This is a genomic window from Micromonospora musae, from assembly GCF_003626545.1.
GTDB lineage: Bacteria > Actinomycetota > Actinomycetes > Mycobacteriales > Micromonosporaceae > Micromonospora > Micromonospora musae.
Genome location: NZ_RAZS01000011.1, coordinates 1 through 23,615, shown reverse-complemented (window position 1 = coordinate 23,615; position 23,615 = coordinate 1). Strand labels below are relative to the sequence as shown.

The following is a 23,615-nucleotide window of genomic DNA, read 5'->3' as shown; positions in this document are numbered from 1 at the left end:
GGGCGAGTTGCCTCGTTGGCGGCGGGTCGGAGCGGCATGACACACGTCGAGCAGGAGATCGCCAGCCAGCCGCAGTGCTGGCAACGCGGCGTCGCGCAGGCCGGTCTCGCCGAACGGTTGCCACGACCGGGCGAACGGGTCGCGGTGGTCGGCTGCGGCACGTCCTGGTTCGTCGCCATGGCGTACGCCCGGCTGCGCGAGGAGGCCGGCCTCGGCGAGACGGACGCCTTCGCCGCGTCGGAGTTCCCCACCCGACGCCGCTACGACCGGGTTCTGGTGATCAGCCGCTCCGGTACGACCACCGAGGTGCTCGACGTCCTCACCGCCGTCCGGGGACGTACGCCGAGCTCCGGGGTGTTCGGTGACCCCCGGTCACCGGCGGCGACCCTGGTGGACGAGCCGGTCGAGCTGCCGTTCGCCGACGAGAGGTCGGTCGTGCAGACCCGCTTCGCGACCACCGCGCTCGCGGTGCTGCGGGCGCACCTCGGCGAGCACCTCGACCCGGCGGTACGCGACGCGACGGCGGCCCTGACCGTCCCGCTGCCGCTGGACCCGGCAGCGCTCGAACAGGTCACGTTCCTCGGTCGGGGCTGGACGGTCGGCCTCGCCCACGAGGCGGCGCTCAAGTGCCGCGAGGCCGCCGGCTTCTGGGCCGAGGCGTACCCGGCCATGGACTACCGGCACGGCCCGATCGCCGTCGCGGGCCCCGGGAGGGCGGTGTGGGCGTTCGGGGCCGTGCCGGCGGGGCTGCCCGAGCAGGTGGCCGCCACCGGCGCCACCTTCGTGCACAGCGCGCGTGACCCGATGGCGGAGCTGATCCTCGCGCAGCGACTCGCCGTCGACCTGGCCGTCCGGCGGGGCCTCGACCCGGACGCGCCACGTCACCTGACCCGCTCGGTGATCCTGACGTGAATCCCGGGGAGGCGGTGCGCGGCGGGATCCTCACCGTCACCCTCAACGCCGCGCTGGACGTGACGTACCACGTGCCGGCCCTGACGCCGGGCGCCGCGCACCGGGTGTCCCGGGTGGACGAACGGGCCGGCGGGAAGGGCGTCAACGTCGCCCGCCTGCTGCACACCCTCGGCGTCCCGGTCGTCGCCACCGGCCTCGCGGGCGGCGCCTGCGGCACGCGGATCCGATCCCTGCTGGCGCAGGAGGGGGTGCCGGAGACGTTCGCGCCGATCGAGGCCGAGTCCCGGCGCACCGTGGTCGTCGCGGCCCCCGACTCGACGACCGGGTTCTGGGAGCCCGGGCCGACGATCACCCCGGACGAGTGGGACGCCTTCCGCACCCGCTTCACCGACCTCGTACGCGACGCGGCGGCGGTCGTGCTCTCCGGCTCCCTGCCGCTCGGGGTACCGGCCGACGCCTACCGCGTGCTGATCGAGGCGGCCCGCCGCGCGGGCACGTGGACCGTGCTGGACAGCAGCGGGCAGGCGCTGCGCCACGGCCTGCGCGCCGACCCGGACCTGGTCAAGCCGAACGCCGACGAGCTCGCCGACCTCCTCGGCTGCGCGCCGCCGCGACCGGCCGCGGCGCTCGAGGCGGTACGCGGCCTCGACGCGCCCACCGTCGTCGCCTCGTTCGGCCCGGACGGGCTGCTCGCGGTGACCGGCGAGGGCGCCTGGCGCGCGTACGTGCCGCAACCGGTCGCCGGCAACCCGACCGGGGCCGGTGACGCCTGCGTCGCCGCGCTGACCAGCGGCCTGATCCGGCAGCGCCCCTGGCCCGAACGGCTCGCCGAGGCGGTGGCGCTGTCGGCGGCGGCGGTCCGGGCACCGGTGGCCGGGAGTGTGGACCTGTCCGACTACCGGCGGCTGCGCCGGGACGTGATCGTCAAGGAGTTGTGATGCCGCTCGTACCGACCGGAGAGCTCGTCGCCGCGGAACCGGTCTGCGCGTTCAACGTGATAACCCTGGAGCACGCCGAGGCGATCGTCGCCGGGGCGGAGGCCGCGGGTCGAGCGGTGGTGCTGCAGGTCAGCGAGAACGCCGTCCGGTTCCACCGCCGGCTCGCACCGATCGCCGCCGCGGCCCGGGCCGTCGCGGCGACCGCCACCGTCGACGTGGCGCTGCACCTCGACCACGTCGTCTCCGCCGAGCTGTGGCGTCAGGCGCCGGAACACGGCTTCGGCTCGGTGATGATCGACGCGTCCCGGTTGCCGTACCGGGAGAACGTCGCCGCGACCCGGGCGGCCGCCGAGTTCGCCCACGACCGGGGGCTCTGGGTCGAGGCCGAGCTGGGCACGGTCGGCGGGAAGGAGGGCGAGCCGCCCGTCGACCCGCACGCCCCCGGCGCCCGTACCGATCCGGCCGAGGCCGCGTCGTATGTGGCGCAGACCGGGGTGGACGCGCTCGCGGTCGCGGTCGGCTCCGCGCACGCCATGACCGTCCGGGACGCCGTACTGGACCACGACCTGATCGGGCGACTGCGGGCGGCGGTCACGGTGCCGCTGGTGCTGCACGGCTCGTCCGGGGTGCCCGACGCCGAGCTGCGCCGCGCCGTCTCCGGCGGGATCGTCAAGGTGAACATCGGTACGGCGCTGAACACCGCCCTCACCGGCAGTGTGCGCCGAACCCTGGCCGCCCAGCCAGAGCTGGTGGACCCGCGCCGCTGGCTGGCACCGGCCCGGGAGGCGATGGCGGAGACGGTGGCCCACTTCTGCCGGGTCGTCTCCGCGGACGGGCCCGCCGGAGCCGACAGCGGCCTGGCCTCGACCGGGGCCGCGCCGTGACCTCGACCGGGACCAGCACGGGCTCCGCCACCGCCGGTGGGATGGCCGACCGGTCCCGCCGGATGCAGGCGCTGCTGGAGATCCTGGCCGCGCGGGGCGGGCGGCTCTCCGTCGCCGAGGGCGCGGCCGCGTTGCAGGTCTCCGAGGCGACCGTCCGCCGTGACTTCACCGTCCTGGCCGAGCAGCAGCTGGTCACCCGCACCCACGGCGGCATCGTGGCCAGCTCGGTCGCGTACGACCTGCCGGTGCGCTACCGCTACCGGGGCGACCGCAGCACCAAGGAACGCATCGCGACGACCGCCGCCGGGCTGGTCGAGCCGGGTAGCGTCGTCGGGCTGAACGGGGGCACCACGACCTCGGCCACCGCCCGGCACCTCGCGGCCCGCCCCGACCTGACGCAGGTCACCAACCGCCCGGCCCTGACGGTGGTGACCAACGCGTTGAACATCGCCACCGAGATGGTGCTGCGGCAGTCGGTGCGCACCGTCATCCTCGGCGGCGTCGCGCTGCCCCAGTCGTACGAGCTGACCGGGCCGCTGACCAGCATGGTCATGCAGTCCCTCTGGCTCGACGTGCTCTTCCTCGGTGTCGACGGCTTCTCCACCGACGGCACGTCGTGCCACGACGAGAGCGAGGCCGGCATCGACGCGTTGATGGTCAGCCGGGCCCGCCAGGTGGTCGTGGTGGCCGGCTCGGAGAAGCTGGGCCGGCACTCCTTCGCGAAGATCTGCGACGCGTCCGCCGTACACACCCTGGTCACCGACGACGCCGCCGACCCGCAGGTCGTGGCCGACCTGCGGACGGCCGGCGTGACGGTCCTGCTGGCCTGACGGCGGACTACTCCGGCTCTACCAGGAGGCGGGCGTAGTTCGCCATCGAGCGCTGGTATCGGGGGAGGTGGGGCGCGAGGGCGGCGACGGCGACCGAGACCGCTTCCCGCTCCCGCCCGACGCTGGTCAGCGCGAGCGCGAGGGTGGCGGCGACCGCGTCGTCGAGCTCGTCGGAGGGCTGCCGCCGCTCCGCCGTCAGCAGCTCGACCGCCTCCTGCGCCTGGCCGATGTTCCGCAGCGAGCTGGAGAGCTGGATGACGGAGCGTCGGCGGCGGAGGCCGGTGACACCGGAACGCAGCGCCTCGCGGTAGAGCGGGACCGCACGGTCGGAGTGCCCCGTCGAGTCGAAGGCGCAGGCGCGCTCGAAGGCCGCGACCGGGTGCCCGTCGGGCAGCTCGGCGGCGAGCTTGTCGACCTGTCGACGGAACTCCTCGGGCTCGTGGTCGTCGATGCTCGCCCACAACTCGGCGCTGCGGCGTTCCCAGTCAGGTGTGGTCGTCATGGACGCGATCCTGCTGGCCGGGTAGGTTTGCCCGCCAGTGATTCGGCGAGGGCCGAACCACCTCGGGGTGGGAAGGAGCCGGGTCATCGCGATCACCCTGCGGTTCGGCCCCGCCGACCTGATCCGCTGCCGCTTCGCCCTCTCCCCCGTGCTGGAGACGATCCAGGCGATCCGGCTGACCACGCCCGAGGACGTCCCCGGGCACCACCGGGGCTTCCTGCACTCGGTCCGGCGTCAGCTCACCGCGCTGGACCTGCGGCCGGTGACGCTGCTGCAGCCCCGCCGCGGGTACAGCCCGGACTTCCTCTCCCCGCCCCCGACCGTCCCACTGCCGCGCTTCGCCGACGAGCTGGCGTGCATCGAGGCGACCCCGCTCGACCGGGTACGACAGGAGGTGGCCCGGTCGCTGCGCGACACCCGCGGCGCCGCCCGCACCGACGTCGGCCGGCGGCTGCTGGCCGACCCCGCCGAGGCGCTGCACCTACTCTCCGGGGTGATCCGGGACGTCTGGCAGCAGGTGATCGAGCCGGTGTGGCCGAGGGTTCGTGCGCTGCTCGACGCCGACGTGGCCTACCAGAGCCGCCGGATGGCCGAGGGCGGGCTGGCCCGGCTCTTCGCCGAACTGCACCCGCAGCTGCGCTGGCACGACAACGTACTCACCCGCGAGCGCGGCGACGACGAGCACCGCGAGCTGACCGGCGAGGGCCTGCTGCTGATGCCCAGCGCCTTCAAGTGGGACCAGGTGCTGGTCATCCTCGACGAGCCCTGGCAGCCGACCGTGATCTATCCGGCGCGCGGGCTGGCCGCCCTCTGGCAGGCGACCGGCACACCGGAGCTGGCGGCGCTGGCGCGGCTCGTCGGCCGTACCCGCGCCACACTGCTCGCCGGGCTCACCGAGCCCGCCACGACCACGGTGCTCGCACACCGGCACGCGCTCGCGGCCGGCACGGTCTCCGAGCACCTGGGCGTGCTGCGCGACGCGGGTCTGCTGGTCGGTGAGCGGCACCGCCACGAGGTCCGTTACCGCCGGACGCCGCTGGGCGACGCCCTGCTCGACGGGAGCGCATGACGGCCGGTTCAGTCGCCGAGTAGGTGGGAGATGCGGGCCGGCTCGGTGAGGACGGCCTCGGCACCCTGAATGTCGGCAAGCCGGGCTGCCAGGGTGGCGACTGCCAGCCGTTCCGGCAACGCCGCGCTGAACTTGAGGCCCGCCAGGGCCTTCAGGTTGACCTCGGGAAGGCAGATCCGTTCCGCTGCGTCGGCCAGCGACAGCTGCAGGGCCTCCCGCTCAACGTCGGGTCGCAGGCGGATCGAGGCATCGTCGTACCGCTGATTGGGGTCCGCGATGTCGCTCAAGGTCGAGACCAGGGTGGCGTTGGCTCGGTATCCGGCCCAGGTCCACCACCGCGCGTCCCCGTCCTTGTCCCGAACGACCAGGGTGCCTCCGGGGTGGACAAGCGCCTCCGAGTCTTGCCGCAGGCTGGCAAGCCTGGTCTGGGCACGACCGGTCAGGGCGACCGGCGGATCCGTTCCGAGCAGTACGTCCCGCATCGCGCGGACCATCCGGAACGACAAGCCCTGGGGCATGCCTCCCGTCATCCAGAGCGCCTTGCCGCCGCCATCGGCCGGCTCGACGAAGCATCGGCGGCGGTTCCAGTCGATGTAGGTGACCCGCCAGCTCCTGCCGGCGAGCAGAAGCAGCCGTGGACCCTCGACGTTCGCGGTCAACAGCGCGGGATCGGTGCGTCCGATCTCGGTGCGTCCGGAGAGCACCGTGAACTGCGGCGGAGCGGTGAACACCGCCAGCATGTCCATGAAGTGCCGGCGACCGAACCGCAGCTCCGCCTCCGGCCCGATGAACAGCATCCCGGAATCCTCATCGAGGTAACCCCGCTCGACGAGGTTCCGCACGATCACTTCGGCGCTCCTGTCGAACGGCGCCAGCCCGTTCCACTCCCCCGGCCACAGCTGGTCACCGATCCGATGCTGTTGCAGGGACACCGCCAGCATCTGCTGCGCGACGATGTGCCTCGGCTCGGGTGGCGGCACCACCGCCTCGACCCACCCCTGCGCCCATAGGTGCAGCAACCCAGCGGCGTGCAGCAGCCCCTCTCCGTCCAGCGCGAGGAAGAGGCAGTTGCGGGTGCTGCCCGGCCGCCGGCCGGTGCGACCGATTCGTTGCAGGAAGGCGGCGACGGTGCGTGGAGCGTTGATCTGGATGACCCGGTCGAGGTCCCCGACGTCGATGCCCAGTTCGAGCGTGCTGGTGGCGACGATGACGCAGTCCCGTTCCTGCGCGAAGGCCTCCTCCGCGCGCCGCCGTTCCTCGACCGAGAGCGAGGCGTGGGAGAGGAACGTCGTCACGTCGAGTGCCCGGAGCCGTTGGCCGAGTTCCTCGACCAGGGCTCGGGAGTCGCAGAACACCAGCCGCTTTTCGCCCCGGTGCAGCGCCGCGATCACCTTGGCCGCGTTGTGCACGGACCCGACGTAGTCCAACTCGACGTCACCGGCGGGACGGGATACCGACGTCGCGACGACATCCGGCGCGACGAGATCGGGCGCCACCACGCGCGCCGGTCGCTGCTCCCGGCCCGAGCCCTGTAGCCAGCTCAACAGTTCGTCGGGATTCCCGACGGTGGCGGAGAGGCCGATCCGCTGTACGGGTCGACCCGCCACCCGGGAGAGGCGTTCCAAAACCGCCAGCAGATGCCAACCCCGATCGTCACCGGCGAACGCATGCACCTCGTCCACCACGATCGCCCGCACCTGACGGAAGAACTCGTGGTGATCGACAGCCGCGCTGACCAGCATCGACTCGAGAGACTCAGGCGTGGTGAGCAGGACGTCGGGCCGCTCGCGGAGGATCTTCCGGCGCTGCCCCATCGTCACGTCGCCATGCCAGAGTGCCGCGCGACGACCGAGCCACCCGGTGTAGGTCTCGAGGCGGGGCAGCAGGTTGTTGAGCAACGCCTTCAGCGGGCACACGTACAGGACGGACGTCCCGGACCAGTTCTCCTGCCCCATCCGGGAGAGCAGCGGGAACATCGCCGCCTCGGTCTTGCCTCCGGCGGTGGGCGCCAGCAGCAGAGCGTCCTCGTCATCGAGCAGCGGACGCACAGCAGCGTCCTGCAGCGGCCGCAAGGCCGGCCACTGCAACGTGTTGACCACGTGATGCAGCACGACCGGATGCAGCAGCTCCGCCCCGTTCGTCACGGCAGCCCTACAGGTCCAGGGCTACGGCGTCGGCACTGCTCGCGTTGCGCTCGACGTCGCTCATCTCGGTGGCTGAAAGAGTCAACGCGTAGTGCTGCCGGGGGTCGAACTCGGGGAACTGGTCCACGCGGTCGAGCACCTCCCCCACCAGCTTCTTGAGGAACAGCCGCGGTGCTACCCCCACCTTGCCTCCCAGCCCACCGGCGACCGCTTTTGCCAGCTCGCCGAGGTACGCGTCATCGATGAGGCGGTGCACTCGTTCTGACGCCACGGACCCGTCGGCGTAGAGGTCGCGTACTCGACCGCCGAGTTCAATCAGCGAGTCGACGGTGAAGCCGGGCAGCCGGATCTGCACCGCACGGGGGTTGTCGAAGCGCGGGTCGGTGGTGAAGTCGACGGCCAGCCGCTGCGCCAGCGGCGCGAGCCGCTGCACGCCCTGCGGCCCCTCGTAGAACGCCGGGGTGCCGGTGATGACCAGGTACAACCCGGGGAAGCGCCCCGAGTGCACCTCGTCGATGAGTTGTCGCAGCGCGTTAAGCGCCTTGTCACGTGCGTCCGAGCGGACGCGTTGCAGCGTCTCCACCTCGTCCAGCACAAGCAGCAGACCGGGGTGGCCGCTGTCACGTAGCACGGCCAGCAGCCCCTGCAGGAAGCTGAGCGCGGCGAAATGGTCCAGGTCGCCCCGGACGCCCGCGACCCGACGGGCGGACGCGGCCACGTGAGGTTGCCCGCCGAGCCAGGCGAGGACGGCATCGGCGGTAGCCGAATCCCCCTGCGCAGCGGCCGTCCGATAGCCGCGCAGCGCCGCGGCGAACGCGGGAGCGCTCCGGCTCACCGTGGCCAACCGCTGGTCGAGCAGGATGTCGACCGCCCGGTCAAGCGCCTCGGCGTCGTCGGCCGCCACCTCGCCCGCCGCGAGGACGTCCTCCTCCAGCGCGTAGAACCAACCGTCGACAATCGCCCGCAGCGCGCTGGGCGGGAACGTCGCCGTGGACAGTCGCTCGGTGAGCCGTCGGTAGACGGTCTCCAGCCGGTGCAGCGGCGTCTCGTTCTCCGAGATCTGCACCTCGGCGGTGGCCAGGTTGGCCCGCTTGGCCCGCTCCGCCACCCATCGGGCGAAGAACGTCTTGCCCGAGCCGTACTCGCCCCGCACGGCCTTGAACACCGAGCCGCCGGCGGCCACGGTGTCGAGATCTTCGCCGACCGCGGCGTCGAACCGGTTGAGTCCCACGGCGAAGAGGTCGAGCCCCGCCGACGGCACGGCGCCTCGACGTAGCGCGTCGATGACCTCCCGGCGGCGCGCCGGGCTCACCGTGGTCACGACCCACCACCCGGCAGCCGGAACTGTTCCCGCAGCAGATGTACGTCCAGCCGGACGCTCCGGTTGTTGTCGGCCAGCGACAGCACCGGATAGTTGTCCACGTTGAAGATCCGCTGCAGGGTGGTAGCGAAGCCGAGCGCGCGCACCGGCGCCTCGCCGGCCCGCTGCGCCAGCACGGCCACCGGCAGCACGCCCCGGGCGTCGACCAGGGCCCGAAGCGCGGCCTCGATTTTCCCGCGATCCAGCCGGCGCGGCGTCAGCCCGTGCTGTGCCTGGAACAGCTCGGTGGCGAGCACCGCCGCCACCAGGTCGCCGTCGCCCCCTGCCGGCGCGGAGGTAGCTGCGGCCGGAGTCTCCGGTACGTCGAACAGTGCCTCTCCCGCGGCCACTGGCGCCTTGCGGCGCGCCTTGGGTACGGGCACTGGCCGAGCCACCGCCGGTACTGGCTCGGCGGCCGTCGCCTGCCACCAACCCGGCTGCCGCTCTTCGACGGGCGCCCAGCCGGCCGGCGTGTCCGTCACGTTGGGCATCAGGTAGGCCAAAAGCGGGATGGTGACCTCGGCCAGCGAGGCCCCGCCGTGGTAGCCGGCCTTGCTCGGGCGGTAGCGCAGCAGCGGATCCCACAGGGCGATGATCCGGCTTCCTTCGGCCACCACCCGCGGTCCACTGAGTTCCACCTCGCCGCTGACAGTCGGGCCGGGGCCCGTACGGTGCCGGGCCGACGCTGCGTCGCCAGCCTTGACATGCCGGCCGCCGCGCTCCAGGACGTGCCCGTGATCGCTGGTGATGACGACAGCGCGTCCGGACGACCGGGCCTGGTCAAGCAGGCTGGTCAGGAAGCCGACGTCGTCGAGCTGCCAGCCGGGCTCGTCGCCCTCCCGTCCGTGGGCCAGCGCGTCGTCGACGGTGTTGATGACGACGGCGACGACGGGAGCCGGTCCCGCCACCGCCTCCGCCAGTTCTCCCGAATACACCTCGCCGGCCCCGCCACGCGCCGGACCCTTGTGGAAGATCCGGGAGCGGCGCCCCCACCGGCCCTCGTCGAACATCTGCCGCTCGTGGGTCTGGTTGCCGGTCCGCAGCGCGCCGGCGAAGAGTGAGGTCCGCGAAACGGCGGTCAGGGTGGGTAGGGCAGCTACGATTCCCCGGCGCCGGGCTGTGTCCGACCCGGCCAGCGGGTCGTACTCGACCCAGTGCGGGGCGAGTTCGTCGGCGAGTTGCACCGCGACGGCGGCGCTCATTCCGTCGAGCACCACGAGCAGCACCGACCGCTCGGCGTGGACGAGCGGGTCGATCACGCGCGGCAGGAGGTTCTCGACGGTCAGCAGGCCCCCATCGTGACCCGGCCCAGGGGTTGCCCAGGCAGCCAGGCGGGCAGAGAACGCTTCGTCGAGGTCACGGCGACGCTGATGAGCCCGCTCGTGGATCTCCCGGAACGCCTGCTGCAGTTGCGGGTGGGCGTCCTCGCCGGCCCAGACATGGTTGAGCGCCAGGTCGACCCAGCCCCACTCGGCGATCTGCCGGTCGATGCCGTCCGCCACGCTCTCGGGTGGGGCCACCGATGTGCCGAGCCAACGGACGAGCCGCTGCGCCATCCGGATCCGGCGAACCCGTCCGGCTTCCGCCTCTGCGAGCCGGTGCCCCTCAAGGTGCTCGACCGCCTGGTCAGGCGCGGGTTCCGCCGGAGCGCGCAACGCGGCGAGCAGCGCCTGGGCGGCGGCACCGATCCGCTGGGTAAAACCGGTACGCAGGATGCGGCTGTGTCCGGCACTACTCACTGCGTTGAACTGGATGAGCAGCTCCTCCGCACGGTCGAGCACCGCGTGACCTTGTCGGCGCACCTTTCCGGACCCCGAGGCCAGCAATGCGCTGACGACCTGAACAGCGGCTGCGGCGAAGGCTCGCACCGTGGCGTCGTCGTCGATGCTGCCGAAGTACTGGTCGATACGTCCCCGAGCCCGCACTGCGTCGGCGCTGTCGGTGCTCCAGATCGCGTCGCAGACCAGGCCGAGCGGCAGCGCGTCGGTGCCGTGCCCGGCGTCGACCAGCGCGAAGAGCGCCTTGGCCGGTCGCCCGAACTGCTCCACCAGCCACCGCGCGAGCCCGTCCTGTTCCGCTTCGCGGAGCAACCCGTACGCCTCGACGGCCCCCGGTTCGGCGCTCCAGCGCAGCAGGGCGGCGACATCGAGATCGTCCGGCTCCTCGCCCCGGCGGTCGAGGCCGAGTCGGACGGCCGCGAGGTGACGCAGGGCGACGTCGCGGGTCAGCACGCGGGTGGCGAGCTTCGGCCAGCCCGCCGGTGGCATCGCGTCGAGCAATGCTTCGCCGGCCCACGCCTCGCGCTCCAGCGCGCTGTCGGGTAGGTGCGCGCCGAAGGCGTCCACCACAAGATCCCACGGTTCGACGGTGAGCACCTGTTGGCGGAAGATCCGGCTGCGCACGCCGTGGTGCAGCACTGACTCCGGTATGTCGGTGAGGAGGACGAGTACCTCGTCACCGCGTTCGGCGACGAGGTGCTCCCAGACAGCCAACGGCGACACGCACGGCACGACCCGGGCCTGGCGACCGTCGGGCAGCAGCAGCGTCGGATCGTGCAGCCACGCCGGTTCGGCACGCACGACCATCACCGGGTACGGGTCGCCGTTGCGGTGCCGTTCGAGCTGTTGCGCCACCTTCTGGCGCAGCGCCACCGGGTTGATTCGCAACGCCTGAGCAGGGGCGGATGCCTGAGTCACCGCACGATTCTCCAGCTCACCTCGAGGGTGACGTCCGGGTGGTCCGCCGCGAACTTCTGCAGGTCGCGCACCGCCTCATCGATGGCTCGCGCGCCGACCTGGCGGCTGCCGGCACTCGTCGTCACTCGCGGACCCGACCCGCCACCGGCTCCCCCGCTGGTGCTCCCGTTGCCGCCCTGGCCGCCACCTGCGGAGCCACCAGACCCACCAGAGCCGCCCGTCACTACCCGAAGTAAGGCCGTAGCGTCGCCCTGGGCACGACGTAGGGCGGGGGCCAGCGGAGCGGTGAGTTCGTCGGCTTGGGCAACCCGGCGCAGTTCTCCGAGGATCGCCTCCGCTCGGACACGGTGCGGCTCCGGTAGCCCGGCGACGATCTCGAACGTGTCCCACGGGGCTGCGGCCAGCGCCATCGACACCTGCGCGGCGCTGCTGATGCTCTTGCCGGTCCGATCGGGCGGTCCGTCGAGTTGGGCCCGGGCGAGCCGCTCGACGATGTCGACGGCCGCGCCGCCGGAGGCCAACGCCTCCACAAGTTCGGCAGCTGCGCGGGCTGTCGCGAGCCGACCGGAACTAGCGTCCAGCCCAAGCCAGGTCGCATGCCCTTCGAGCCGGTGGACAAGCTCGGCCGTCGCCTGCCGGTGCCGAGCTGCCTGGGTCGCGAGGTCGCGGCCGAACATCGCTACGAGGCGCCCGCGCCGGAGATTGATCGGCTGGAAGCCGAAGATGGCTGCGGCGCGGGTGCGGGCCGCCTCCCAATCGTCCTCGCTCGGCAGGCGTTCCTCCCGCAGCGTGTGGTCGAGGCTGATCTTCCCGGGCTCGGGAGCCGGAACGATCTCGCTGCCGTGCAGGTAGAAGGCCCGGTCGGCCTGCTCCGCGAAGATCGCGACGACGAGTTGCGCCACGATCGATTCAAGGCCGCGAGGACTCGGGTCGTCGATCCAGCGCAGCAGGTCGGCCACGCGGAGCTCGCCGGTGATGCCCTCGGCGGCCGCCTTGCGGTGAAAGTGCTGCGTCCACTGCCCGTCGATGACGAAGGCCGCCTCGTGCATGGTGCCGAGCTGCAGCGGGTTGGCGATGCGGCGCATGGTCTGCCGGTGCGCCCGGTCCACCTCGACGCGCCCTTCGGGCGATTCGACGGCGCGACGTACGTACTCGAGGACGACCTTGACGTCGGCCGGGCGGACCGGCTCCCCCTTGCGATCGGGGTCGAAGTCGGGATGGGCCGGATACTGCTGGGTGAGCATCTGGTCGCCGAGGCTGCGCAGCGCATCGTTGAAGGCGGCACCCATCGGCAGCTTCGGCTCCAACGCGCGGGTCAGCGACTGCAGGTGGTCGTCGAAGCCGAGTTGCACGTCGGTGGGGTGCTTGGCGGCCAGTCCGTACGCCTGGCGCAGCACCGCCTGCACCTTTGACAGCAGCGCGCTGCGCTGGTTGGTCAGCGCGGCGTGCGCGCGCCGCCGGTCGTCCGGGTTGAGGTGCTCGGCGTGGCTGTCGAAGCGCTGCCCCTCGAGCAGCTTATCGATGATGGCGAGTTTGCCCAGGTCGTTACGGCGTTCGACGGTCAGCGCCGCCGGGATCCAGCAGACCGTGCGGGCGCTCATCCTGCTGGTCAGCTCCTGCACACGCTGCCGATCGTCGGCGGGGCCGTGGCTGCCGTCGTCGAACGGATAGTCGATGATCAGTCGCCAGCCGTCCGAGGCGTTCGGGTGGAACGCCTCGTCGCGGATGTCGTGCGGGTCGCGGACGTTGCCGTAGACCAGCTCGATGCCGCGCCGGCTCCCGCGCCAGGTCAGCCCCGCCTCGGCGAAGAACGAGTCGCTCCACGGCACGCCGAGCTGCCGCCAGAGCAGCTGCTGGACGAGGTGCTTGCGGGCGCCCTCGTTGTCGTAGTGCTTTGCGGTGGCGAGCACGCTGTCGACGTCGACGCCGACCAGTTCCAGCGAGACCACCGGGTCGTCACCCTCGCCGATGCGGATCTCGGTGAACCGCGCGGCCCAATCTCGGATCTTGCGGGATACCTGGTCGACCTCACCGCCCGGGATCGGGCTGGCAATGCTTCCGTGATTGAGCGCGGACAGGCGTCGCGCCGTCAGGTTCCGCAAAGCTGGCACGCTCGGCGCCAGGGCGGCCATCAACAGGGTCTTCATCAGCCGGTCGTCACCGGTGAAGGCGCGCACCCGGCCGGCGACGTCTGGTGGCTGTTGCTCGCCGCGGCGGGCCGTCTCCAGGTCGTCGTCGGTGATGTCGTACTGGCCGAGCAGGTAGGGGCGCAGCTTCAGGTCGTACAGCTTCTGCGCCATCTCGAACTCGACCTTGAGCTTCTCGGTGAAAGGCTGGTCACCGCCGCCGCTGATCACGTCGTAGAGGTCGCCGAGCGGGACGAGTTGGCCGAGGCGCAGCGTGTCGCGGCGGTCCACCAGGAGCTGACGCATCAGCTTCAGCGCGGTCCGGGAGCGCTGCAGCGCGCTGGAGACGTGCACCAGCGTGGAGAGGAACGCGGGACTGAACGGGTACGTCGACCGGAACGCGTCGATGTCGGCGCCGCTGCCGGCGTCGGTGCCGAGCAGGGTGTCGAAGACCTCCCGGCGTACCTTGGTGGTGGCGTCGAAGGCCCGGTTGATGGCCTCGCCAGCCGTGGTGTCGCGGGGTTTGAGCAGGCGACGACGGGCGATCTCGGGAAGGTTGCGGTCCTCCAGCCGGATCACGTCGAAGCGGCCGCTGGCCAGGTTCAGGGTGTCCTGGTAGCTCAGCTCGTGTGCGCCGGTAACCTCCTCGCCGACGAGTTCCCGCAGGTCGCGCTGCCGGGCGATGAAGCTGATCACCGGGATCGGCCGGCGGGTGTCGCCCCCCTCGACGAAGTTCGTGATCTTCTGGATCTCGCGGGACACGAACTGCGGGTCGCCGATGGAGTTGGCCAGCCACAGGATCAACTCGTCAAGGAAGAGAATGAGGCCGTGATAGCCGAGCTCCTTTGCGTGCCGGCTGATCTCGGACAGACCCCGATCCAGGGAGATGAACGCCTCGGCGTCCTCCCGGGCGTTGCTGAAGAAGCCGACGTTCCAGCTGGTCAGCAGGTCGTTGACCAGCTTGCGGCGCAGCTCGTCGGAGTACGCGCCGGCGAAGGCCTGGTCCAGCCGCTCGGGCGTCCAGAACGCCTCCGTCTCGCCCCACTCGTCCTCGACGTCGCCGCCGGGCAGGCCGTCGATGAACTGCTTATCGCCGATCTTCTCCCGTAGCGAGGCGGCCTGCTCCAGCAGCGCGTCAGTGCGGTGCACCGCGGGGATCGATGCCTCGGGGTGCAGGGCACGCACCCGGTCGACGTAGCCGCCGAGCACCCGCTGCTCCAGCGAGCGGGCGTCGAGCAGGTGGTACGGGACCAGCAGGAACTTGCGCCCGTCGAGCCAAACGCTGTGCTTGGCGACCAGCGGCGCCAACTCGTCCCGCCCTCTGGCGGCGGGCTCGCCGCGCAGCAGCGCGTGCAGCACCCCCATGAAGTGCGACTTACCGGAGCCGAAGGAGCCGTGCAGGTAGGCAGCCTTGGAGGCCCGCGCCTCGACCGCGGAGCGGATCAGCCCGAGCGCCTCGTCGAAGTTGCCGAGCAGCCGATCCGTGACCACGTAGTCACGAAGGGTGGCATCGGCGTCGGCGACGCTGTCGGCGAGCTTGAGCACGAAGTCGCTAGTGCTCGTGCGCTCCGGGATGTCGATGAACTCCCGGAGCAGCGGCGCGGCGGTGGGCGAAGACATGCTGCATACCGTACCGATCTGTGCACGCCGTGGCGGCGCAGCCACGTGGGCTGGCCGCCAGATCGACTTCCCGGCCGACGTAACGCCAACCGGATACTCCAAGCGGCCGACGGACGCATAGATCGAACGGCCGATCATGGGGTGGACAGTTCTGTATGCCGCACGGTAGTACTGCAGTCGAGCCCACTAGCTCGCCACGCCCGCTCGTCCACTGAGCGCCGGTGTCGTCTGCGGTCACGGTTCCGCAGGTGGAGCCTGGCTCGGCATTCCATGGACCTTGGTAGCGATGAAGAGGTTGACTGATGCACGTCGACAGGATCGAACGGTCCATCGGAAAACTGATCGACGAGATCTCGAACGCCGAGATCCTGCTTCCCGAGATCCAACGCGAATATGTCTGGAAGCCGACACAGGTCGCGAAGCTGATGGATTCCATCTACCGGGGCTATCCGTTCGGCTCGCTCCTGTTCTGGGAGACCGACGACGCCCCGGCAACGCGGGACATGTTCGTGAGCGGGCCCGAACAGGCGCCGTCGAAGCCCCCGCTCTTCCTTCTCGACGGCCAGCAGCGCCTGACCTCCCTGCACCGTGTGTTCACTGATCACCCCGAGGCGCAAGTCGTCTTCCACGTGGAGAACCAAAAGTTCCAGAACCAGAGCGCGGCCACCCAGCGCGACCCGAAGTGGGTCAAGGTGGCGGACGTGCTCGATCCGAAGGCGAGCATGCTGCGGCTGACCCAGCGACTACTCGATGCCGGCTCCACCCTGGAGGACCACGAGATCGAGGACCGCCTCGGCAAGATCAAGCAGCTGCGCAACCGGCACTTTGTCATGGAGGTGCTCAAGGGCTTTCCGTACGAGGAAGTCGCGGAGATCTTCGTACGGGTCAACAGCGGCGGTCGCCGACTCGGCACCCTCGATCTGGCGATGGCGACCCTGTCGACTCGGTGGACCGGAGTGCTGACGAAGTTGCAAGGGGAGGCCGAGCACTGGTTGCGGCATGGCTACGGGCACATCGATGTCAACTTCCTGTCCCGGGCGCTCGCCGGTGTCGTCCTCGGCCGCGGTCTGTCGATCTGGTCTCACAGCAAGCTACGGCAGACCGTTGACACGGAGCTCGAGCGCGGTTGGGAGGTGGTAAAGCGCGGTCTTCGGCGGTTGGTGCCACTGCTGCAGACGCATCTCAAGCTGACCCGGTCGGACCCGCTGCCCTCGATGATCGTGCTGATTCCATTGGTCGTACTGCTCGGCGAGCGCACGGACGACACCGTCGATGAGGAGACCTCGAACGGGATCATCTACTGGCTTCTTCTCGCCACCATCCGGACCCGCTACAGCGGCTCCACGGACACCAGGCTGAGCCAGGACATCCGTGCCGCTCGGCAGGCGGACCCCGTCCGCGCGTTGCTGGAGGGACTCAACGTCGAAAACTCGCGGGCTGAGGTCACCGAGCGAGCACTACGGGGCCGCACGAAGGAGAGCCCCTACTTCTTCCTCAGCCTGCTCGTGGCCATGGCCCGCGGTGCCCGCGACTGGTGGTACGGCACCGATGTCCTTCCTGACACCGAGGACGCGCCGAAGCTTGAGCACCACCACGTCCATCCGCCTTCGACCCTCGACGATCGCCGGTTCGACAAGGGCATGGTCAACGATCTCGCCAACCTGGTGTTCATCTCTGCGCAGGCCAACAAGAAGATCAACGGCCGGAGCCCAGACGAGTACTTCCCCAGCCTGGGCGAGGACGAGCTGCGGGCACATCTCGTGCCGCTCGACGAATCGTTGCGGGACGCAAACGGCTACCAGCGATTCCTCAACACGCGCCGGGCGCTCCTCGCGGAGGCCATGAACGCGCTCCTGGACCGCTTCCGACCGTCCTTCCTCGACGAGGTGCCCTCAGAGAATGCTGACCCGAGCGCCGGGCTGTCGCTCGACTTGGCGCTCTACGGCAGCCTCCGCGACGGCGGAAGGATCGTCTTCGCGGCATCCGGTGACGGAATTTCCTGGACGGGCTGGGCCAGCATGGCCGAGCTGGACAGCGCCATTGAGTCCGCGCGGATCGCGGGCATCGACAGCGACGTGACGATCGCCGGCGAGTCCGTTCCTGTCGAGATGATCGAGGATTCGTTGCAGGTGCAGATCGGCCCGTTCCTGGTCACCGGAACGCCGGAGGAGTGGCGCACGGTGTTCGACCGGGAGCTCGAGACGTCCCAGCCACTCTCCGGGCTCCCTTCGATCGAAGCGAAGCAGTGGGACGGGGAGCCCATCAAGTTCCCGATCACCAGCACGGACTGACCGTTACCCGCCTCTCGGGGAGATTTGATGACGAAGGCATGGATCGTGCGGGCCGGCCGTGACGACAGCTACGACGCACTCGCTCTCGACAAGAGTCTGATCGCGATCGGCTGGTCGGCTGCGGGGGATCTCACGGCAACCACATCCGCGACCGAGATTCGCGAGCGCGTCCGAGCCGCCTACCCTGAGGTCGAGCGGCGCGCGGTAGAGAACTACGCCATCCAGCTGGTCGCTTTCCGGGCGAAGATGTCCGAGGGTGACATCGTGCTCTTCCTCCGCCGGACGAGCCCCGACGTCGCTGTCGGCCGGGTGACCGGTCCCTACGAATATCGGACCGACCTGCCCTCGGGAATCCGCCACGCGCGGTCGGTCCGGTGGTCCCGCACGGACATCCCGCGGGCGTCCGTCGAGCGGGAGGTGCTCGCCCTGCCGTCGCTGACCACCGTCTACCGGATCAACCAGGCCGACAGCGTCGCCCGACTCGAGCGGCTTCTGGGCTTCAACACACCGGCGATGGTGCTTGCTGACGAGCCTGTCACCAGCGCTCCCCTCGGCCACGACGACAGCTCCGTGCCGTTCACGAACCTGCGGCGAAACCTGGACTACGCACGTAGTCTCGCCACCGCAGGCCAGCACCTGGACCAGCTCAAGGTGGGTGCGTTCGAGGTATCGGACGTGTTCCGGGCAGCCTGGGTGCAGAGCGTCGCCGCACTCGACCACTGGGTCCGACAGGAGATCCGGGCACGGATGCTGAAGCTGGCCGCGCAGCCCGCAGTTCAGAAGCCCAGAGCATTCATGGCTTTTCAGATCTCACTCGGCCTGGTAGAGCAGGTCCAGCTTGGCACTAAGACCCTCGTGGAAGCCCTCGATCAACAGTTGCGCGACCAGGGCCACCTCGTATACCAGAACCCGGACAAGATTCGCGAGGGCTTCGCTCTCATCCATGATGTCAAGGGCTTCTGGGATCGGGTGGCGCGGGTACTCACGGAGCAAAGCGGTGACGGGGTCACCTGCACCGGTAAGGACGTGCAGGAGCAGCTCCGGCAGATCGTGCAGCGCCGCCACAAGATCGCCCACGAGTACGACGAGGATCCTCAGGATCCCATTCGGAAGCGCCCGATCGACGGGGCCGGTGCCACGCAGACGATCGATTACATCGAGCAGGTCGCTGCCGCGATACTGGATGTCCTCAACACACCCGAGCCCGCCGCTGGCTAAGGCGCACCGTCGTCAGCCGCTGCCGACCTCTACGGAGCTTCGCCACCCGGTTTGGCTGGCGTGGGTACGGCAGCCCCTCACGGGCAAGCCAGAAGCAGCCGACAGGCTCTCAGATGAGTGGTGGTTCACCGTGGCCGACAACTTAGACCGGCACGTCTGACTCCGGTCGCCTCATTGCGGGTATGCGCGGCCCCTGCGAGTGCTGGTAGACCATGCGGAATCCGAGGTGTTGCGCCAAGGGCGCCCAGCGGGCGGATCGGACCAATTGTTCGACGCTGTTGGCCTTGCGGCCGTTGGCCAGCCGGTCGACGAGAACAGTGTCGAACGCGGACGATTCGATCCAGTCGATGGTCTTGGTGAAACCACACACCATCGATGCTCCTGTCTCCTCCAGGATCTCCACGAGGGTGGGCTCACTGAGCCGTAGGACCGAGCCGCAGTCAAAGTAGAGCCGCTTGCCCTCGCATCGGCCCTGCAGCCATCCCACGACCTCGGAGAGATCCAGCTCATGCCGCCCCGACAGCCGAAGCCGGCCAGGGCCTCCGTCTATGGCGAAGATGCCGACGTCGTAGGCGGTGTACTTCCGGGACAACCATTGTTCCAGGTAGAAGCGCAGCTCCCCGGGCGTCGCCACGTCCCGGCGGATGAAGCGAATTCTGCCCAGTCGCTCCAACAGCTCCAACGTCGGCAGCACCGAGCCGCGCTCAGCTAGGTCGTCGCCCCACTGCCCCTCGACACAGAAGACACTGCCGGGCTTGGCCACGTCGCATCCCCTCGCACGTCACGGAGGCACCACTCCACCGAGATGAATCGATACTGAACCATCCCGGAAGGTGATCACTTCTCGGCGTCGAGAAGCGGGCGCAGCTGATCGAGCAAGTGCGCCCGGCTGACGTTGCGCGGCAGGTCAATCTTCAGGTCGATGCCCGGCCCCTTGACCGTCAGGACGACCGAGGGCCGAGGATCCCGCAGCCGCCAGTTGCGGATTGCAGCGACCAGGGACCCCAACTGCGGCTGCAACGTCGCGAGGGTGGCGAGGTTCGCCAGTACGCTGACGCCCTCGACGGCGAGGGTCACCGCCGACACGTCCCGGACGCCCTCGTACGGCAGGTCGAGTTCGGCGAAGACCTCAGCCGGCAACACCAGTTTTACGCTCGTCACTTCTCACCTCGCACTAGGCTGGCGATTCGCTCACGGATCGGCTCCTCCAGGTCATGTAGCGATACCGATGCTGTGTTCCCGCAGAAGAAGCCCTGCACGTGGTGGATGCCCAGGTCGTAGATCTGCTTCAGGGTGATCGGCGCCGCATCGTCGTAACCCTCGACGATGACGGGCCGTGGGGTGTGCGCGTGCCCGAGGTCGGCAGCGTGCCGGGCCACCCGCGCCACCAGCGCGAGCTCGTCCATGGCGAGAGGATGGTGAAGCACCGCCCGGTCGACTTTGATCTGCGTCAGCGGCAGCTCCGCCATCCGGGCCAGCGAGGCGTATCCGACGCCGAAGTCATCGACGGCGAAGGTTATCCGAAGGTCCCGCGCCAGGGTGGTCAGCCGGCGGTGGAAGTAGGCGAGCGGCTCCTGCGGCCATCTCTCACCCGGCCCGGGCTCGATCGCGTCCCGCTCGGAAATCTCCAGCGTGAGGGTCCGCGGATTCATGTCGACCTCGATGAGGGCCTTGCTCACCTGGGCCAGGTACGCGTCGCTAAGCAGCGAGCGGACCGCGACGTTAACCGACAGCGGCTTCGTACCTTGATACGACGTGGCGGCGTCCGCAGCCGCGTAGGAGTGGATCGCCTTGCTGAGCAGAAGGGCGTCCCGTTCGATTATGAAGCGGTCGCCCCAGGCGTACGCCATCTGCAAGGCGCCGAGCGGAGCGCGGGTCTCGTGGTCTCCGCGGCGCGCCAGGGCCTCGAAGCTCTGGATACTCACCCCCGTCGACCGCAGGGCCAGCTCGACGACGGGCTGGAACACCATGAACATGGAGCCGACCAGCTTCTGGTAGAGGCTGAAGGCGTACTCGTAGAGGTTCAGCGGCAGCCGGCCGAAGGCAGTTCGTAGCGCGGTCATCACTCGCATCTCGGCCTGAAGTGGGTCGCCAAGGAAGTTGGCGTCGCACATCGCCCGCAGCATCACAGCGAGCGGCTCCCCCATGTCGAGCAGTGCCGGAGCGGGGTCGACCAAGACCAATGTCAGGATCTTGTCGTCCTCGTGAAGGAGTGGAACGCAGAGGATTCGCCGACCCGCGTCGTTCGAGACGATGTGACCGGGCATCCCGGTTCGGTACTTGATGGCGTCAGCTGAGCTGAGCTCCAACAACGGCCGCAGCTCCTCCTTGTCGAAGCGCGGCGTTGCGTTGACCACACGGATGGCTGCGCCGGAGAACTCTACCGCCGCCACCGACTCCGCTCCCAGGGCGTACCGCATGATCTCGACCCGGTCGGCGTAGCCGGCCTGCTCGGGCGGCTGTGCCGGGCGAGTCTCCGACCGAAACACCCGGCCGAGAAGCTGTAGAACAGAGCTGGACTGGTCTTCGAGCGGGCTCTTGCAGGGCCGCGTGGTGCCCGGGTTGGCCGGTGAACTGAGCGACTGGCGGTCATGTCGGGAGACGGGTGGCTGCGCCAGCACAGTGGTCGGACCCCACATGTGCACGAGCTGGACCGGCGGCGGCTCGATCCCCTGTTCGGCGACGAATGTCGCCATCTGCCCGAACGACACGCGCCCGCTGTCGTCGGCGGCCTCACCGCGGAGCGCGCGCAGCAGATGATGGGTCAGAACGCCGTGCCCATACTCCTCGCTCTCCCTGGCGGCCGAGCCGCTCCGGCAAGCGAGCAGAGCGCTGTGCCGGTCGACCTGGGTGCGGTAGGTCTGCATCGCCTCCGCGTGGCGCAGGTCGGCGTCGAGGTAGACCCCCGCCTGGCAGCAGTCGAGAATGAGGAAGGACGCGCCGGCAAAGGTCTCGAAGACATCGCGTTTGAGGAAAGCCATCCGTAGGCCGTTGTCCGGCTCACGTCGAAGGCCGTCCGGGTCGAGGTCCGCCGTGACGAGGTACGCATCGAGCTGGTTGCTCCATTCCGGCACCAGTGCATGACCGGCGAAGTACACCAGCAGCACGTCGGAAGGACCCGAATCGAGCGCAAGCTCGCGAAGCTTGGTTTTGATGTCGCCCCAGTTGGCGTCGCCGCCGATGTACATGGTGACGTCGCCGTCGTCGAAGGTCCCGATGGTTTCGTCGAGCAGCATGCCCCGGATCGCCTGTGCGTCGCGTTCGGCGTAGCGCAGCGCGGGCAGGTGCACGTCGCGCCCGCCCTGGTTCACCCCGATCAGGACTGCCCGCCGCCTGCTCGGCGCCATCCGGAACCCCCATATGACGATCCGTCCACCATCACACGCTGAAATCAGAGCAGCGCTCACGGTGACACTATCGGTTCCCACCGGGTAGTTGATCTGACTGCCGAGTCAGATACCTGTCATTGCAGAATCAGCCGTCACCGCGCCTGAAACGGCAGGATGAACCAATGCGAGCTGGGGAGTCGGAGTTCGATCGGGCCGTTGTGGCGACGACAGGGATCCTGCGGGAGATCGCGCGGGACTCGCAGAACGAGACAGAGGCCCTGATCACCTATCGGCAGCTCAGTGAACTACTGGCCCAACAGGGTCTTCAGGTTCCGTACCACGGCGGACCGATGCCATACATCCTCGAAGAGGCGTCGAAGCGCGAAGACGCGGAGAACCGGGGTCTGATATCGGCGCTGGTCGTTCAGCAGGGCCCCGGCGGTATGCCAGCCGAGCCCTCCCGTGGCTTCCACCGAATGGCTCGCCGGCGGCCCTTCAACCGCTCCGGCGACGACTTCAGCATCTGGTGGAACGAGGTACGCCGGCTCCGCGCCGAGAACTCCGCAGATGAAGCCGAGACGCGGCCTGCCGCAGCCCAAGACAGTGCGGCCAGGAACCTCGTGACCACCGACAATCTGGGCGCGTGGCTGGTCAAATGCAACCCCGAGGTCTGGGACCTGGTCAGCTTCCTTGCGGCCGGGGAAGAGACGATCACCAGCTGGTCTGTGGTTCCGAACTACCGCGCCGACCTGGTCCGCCCGGGCCAGCGCGTCCTGTTCTGGGTCACCGGCAAGGAGGGGGCATACCCCGAGCCGGGCTTGTGGGGCTCGGGCGTGATGGTCGGTCCCGTCTACGAAGCGACGGCTGACGGCGATACCGGTTACTGGCTCGACGAGGACCAGCAGCAGAGGACGAGGCACTTCGCGCCGATGGACGTGGAGGTCATGCCGAGCCCGGTGCCGCGGCACGTGTTGAAGTCCGACTCACGCCTCAGCGGGATGGAGGTCTTCCGTCAGCCCCAGATGGGCAACCCGCTGTTCGTAACCAAGGACGAACTGGCCGCTCTTGAGGCGCACCTGCCGCCACAGACCGTCAAGGTGACGGTGACCGCCTCAGGCGCCGGCTTCGGTAATCCGGTCACCAACGCTCAGGTCGAGGCGGCCGCCATGGGGGTCGTGACCCGTGAATACGAGGACGGAGGCTGGGTGGTCAAGGATGTCAGCGCGGCCAACCTCGGCTGGGATCTGACCTGCACGGCGCCGGATGGCGGCGTGGAGAAGGTGGAGGTCAAGGGTGTCAGCGGCCTGCATCCCATCATTCTGCTCACGCCGAACGAGGAGCGCGCTGCGCGGGTAGAGAGCGGATGGCGACTCGCGGTGGTCACGAAGGCGCTCACGGACCCGGAGCTCTTGATCGTGGACGCCGAGACGGCGCAGTCGTCCTGCCGACCGTTCATGTTCAAGGTCGACCTTCAGGGCGTCCCCGGCACCTGAGCTACAGCAACGCGAGCTCGTCCAAGCCCGGGCCCGTCCAATGCTGGACCCCGCCGCCTGCGCAGATCTCGTGTCGGGCTAGGTCCTGTCCTGCCGATCATGGAAGCCAGATGATGGCGGCGATGAGGACGAGGCTGGCTCGGTAGAGGGATGCGCGTTTGGCGTAGCGGGTGGCCAGGTCCCGCCACTGTTTGAGCCGGTTG

The 23,615-nt window shown here is 69.7% G+C and carries 16 protein-coding genes and 1 pseudogene; 8 read left to right on the top strand and 9 right to left on the bottom strand.

Features of this window, described 5'->3' with window-relative positions; translation table 11 throughout:
• Positions 1-36 precede the first annotated feature (36 nt).
• From D7147_RS25595 to D7147_RS25580, 4 genes are read left to right on the top strand one after another with little or no spacing between them, the layout of a single operon-like run.
• Entirely contained in the window at positions 37-912 is an 876-nt protein-coding gene (locus D7147_RS25595; RefSeq protein ID WP_120682060.1) for an SIS domain-containing protein, read from the top strand.
• Positions 909-1,850, top strand: coding sequence for a 1-phosphofructokinase family hexose kinase (locus tag D7147_RS25590; RefSeq protein WP_233563445.1), 942 nt, complete (start codon positions 909-911; stop codon positions 1,848-1,850). The genes D7147_RS25595 and D7147_RS25590 overlap by 4 nt, the downstream gene beginning before the upstream one ends.
• Complete coding sequence (locus tag D7147_RS25585) at positions 1,850-2,734, top strand: class II fructose-bisphosphate aldolase (protein WP_120682058.1); 885 nt, start codon at positions 1,850-1,852, stop codon at positions 2,732-2,734. The genes D7147_RS25590 and D7147_RS25585 overlap by 1 nt, the downstream gene beginning before the upstream one ends.
• Before the next feature lie 41 nt (positions 2,735-2,775).
• Positions 2,776-3,564, top strand: coding sequence for a DeoR/GlpR family DNA-binding transcription regulator (locus D7147_RS25580; protein WP_407663391.1), 789 nt, complete (start codon positions 2,776-2,778; stop codon positions 3,562-3,564).
• 7 nt (positions 3,565-3,571) lie between these two features.
• Here the strand turns inward: D7147_RS25580 and D7147_RS25575 are convergent, their stop codons facing one another.
• Entirely contained in the window at positions 3,572-4,066 is a 495-nt protein-coding gene (locus tag D7147_RS25575) for a tetratricopeptide repeat protein (protein WP_120682056.1), read from the bottom strand.
• A gap of 67 nt (positions 4,067-4,133) precedes the next feature.
• On the opposite strand from D7147_RS25575, the gene D7147_RS25570 reads away from it, so the two are divergent.
• On the top strand, positions 4,134-5,135 hold the full coding sequence (locus tag D7147_RS25570; RefSeq protein WP_233563443.1) for an ArsR/SmtB family transcription factor: 1,002 nt from the start codon (positions 4,134-4,136) through the stop codon (positions 5,133-5,135).
• A gap of 8 nt (positions 5,136-5,143) precedes the next feature.
• On the opposite strand, the gene D7147_RS25565 is transcribed toward D7147_RS25570, so the two are convergent.
• From D7147_RS25565 to pglY, 4 genes are read right to left on the bottom strand one after another with little or no spacing between them, the layout of a single operon-like run.
• On the bottom strand, positions 5,144-7,279 hold the full coding sequence (locus D7147_RS25565) for a DEAD/DEAH box helicase (RefSeq protein WP_120682054.1): 2,136 nt from the start codon (positions 7,277-7,279) through the stop codon (positions 5,144-5,146).
• Between the two features lie 7 nt (positions 7,280-7,286).
• A complete protein-coding gene (gene brxD, locus D7147_RS25560; protein ID WP_120682052.1) occupies positions 7,287-8,600 on the bottom strand; it encodes a BREX system ATP-binding protein BrxD in 1,314 nt (437 codons plus the stop codon).
• Complete coding sequence (pglZ, locus tag D7147_RS25555) at positions 8,597-11,335, bottom strand: BREX-2 system phosphatase PglZ (RefSeq protein ID WP_147437445.1); 2,739 nt, start codon at positions 11,333-11,335, stop codon at positions 8,597-8,599. Before pglZ ends, brxD begins: the two co-directional genes overlap by 4 nt.
• A complete protein-coding gene (gene pglY / locus D7147_RS25550; protein ID WP_120682047.1) occupies positions 11,332-15,081 on the bottom strand; it encodes a BREX-2 system ATPase PglY in 3,750 nt (1,249 codons plus the stop codon). The genes pglZ and pglY overlap by 4 nt, the downstream gene beginning before the upstream one ends.
• A gap of 302 nt (positions 15,082-15,383) precedes the next feature.
• On the opposite strand from pglY, the gene D7147_RS25545 reads away from it, so the two are divergent.
• Positions 15,384-17,372, top strand: a complete 1,989-nt coding sequence (locus D7147_RS25545) for a GmrSD restriction endonuclease domain-containing protein (RefSeq protein ID WP_120682046.1) — start codon at positions 15,384-15,386, stop codon at positions 17,370-17,372.
• A gap of 27 nt (positions 17,373-17,399) precedes the next feature.
• Positions 17,400-18,590, top strand: coding sequence for a restriction endonuclease (locus D7147_RS25540; protein WP_120682044.1), 1,191 nt, complete (start codon positions 17,400-17,402; stop codon positions 18,588-18,590).
• Positions 18,591-18,732: 142 nt separating this feature from the next.
• On the opposite strand, the gene D7147_RS25535 is transcribed toward D7147_RS25540, so the two are convergent.
• The 3 genes from D7147_RS25535 to D7147_RS25525 all read right to left on the bottom strand — a co-directional run bounded on the left by D7147_RS25535 (position 18,733) and on the right by D7147_RS25525 (position 21,997).
• Complete coding sequence (locus tag D7147_RS25535; RefSeq protein ID WP_120682042.1) at positions 18,733-19,353, bottom strand: DUF6642 family protein; 621 nt, start codon at positions 19,351-19,353, stop codon at positions 18,733-18,735.
• 74 nt (positions 19,354-19,427) lie between these two features.
• The gene (locus tag D7147_RS25530) at positions 19,428-19,751 is read right to left on the bottom strand and encodes a hypothetical protein (RefSeq protein WP_120682040.1); all 324 of its coding nucleotides are present in this window, start codon (positions 19,749-19,751) and stop codon (positions 19,428-19,430) included.
• Positions 19,748-21,997, bottom strand: coding sequence for an EAL domain-containing protein (locus D7147_RS25525; protein ID WP_233563441.1), 2,250 nt, complete (start codon positions 21,995-21,997; stop codon positions 19,748-19,750). Before D7147_RS25525 ends, D7147_RS25530 begins: the two co-directional genes overlap by 4 nt.
• 104 nt (positions 21,998-22,101) lie before the next feature.
• On the opposite strand from D7147_RS25525, the gene D7147_RS25520 reads away from it, so the two are divergent.
• Positions 22,102-23,412, top strand: a complete 1,311-nt coding sequence (locus tag D7147_RS25520; RefSeq protein ID WP_120682036.1) for a protein NO VEIN domain-containing protein — start codon at positions 22,102-22,104, stop codon at positions 23,410-23,412.
• Between the two features lie 97 nt (positions 23,413-23,509).
• Here the strand turns inward: D7147_RS25520 and D7147_RS32775 are convergent.
• A pseudogene (locus D7147_RS32775) lies at positions 23,510-23,615 on the bottom strand (IS5/IS1182 family transposase); the annotation flags it as partial.

Excerpts from the sequence above, each read along its gene's own strand:
- D7147_RS25545 (WP_120682046.1), top strand. The coding sequence starts at position 15,384 with ATGCACGTCGACAGGATCGAACGGTCCATCGGAAAACTGATCGACGAG.
- D7147_RS25520 (WP_120682036.1), top strand. The coding sequence starts at position 22,102 with ATGCGAGCTGGGGAGTCGGAGTTCGATCGGGCCGTTGTGGCGACGACA.
- D7147_RS25585 (WP_120682058.1), top strand. The coding sequence starts at position 1,850 with ATGCCGCTCGTACCGACCGGAGAGCTCGTCGCCGCGGAACCGGTCTGC.
- D7147_RS25595 (WP_120682060.1), top strand. The coding sequence starts at position 37 with ATGACACACGTCGAGCAGGAGATCGCCAGCCAGCCGCAGTGCTGGCAA.
- D7147_RS25540 (WP_120682044.1), top strand. The coding sequence starts at position 17,400 with ATGACGAAGGCATGGATCGTGCGGGCCGGCCGTGACGACAGCTACGAC.
- D7147_RS25575 (WP_120682056.1), bottom strand. The coding sequence starts at position 4,066 with ATGACGACCACACCTGACTGGGAACGCCGCAGCGCCGAGTTGTGGGCG.
- pglY (WP_120682047.1), bottom strand. The coding sequence starts at position 15,081 with ATGTCTTCGCCCACCGCCGCGCCGCTGCTCCGGGAGTTCATCGACATC.
- D7147_RS25580 (WP_407663391.1), top strand. The coding sequence starts at position 2,776 with ATGGCCGACCGGTCCCGCCGGATGCAGGCGCTGCTGGAGATCCTGGCC.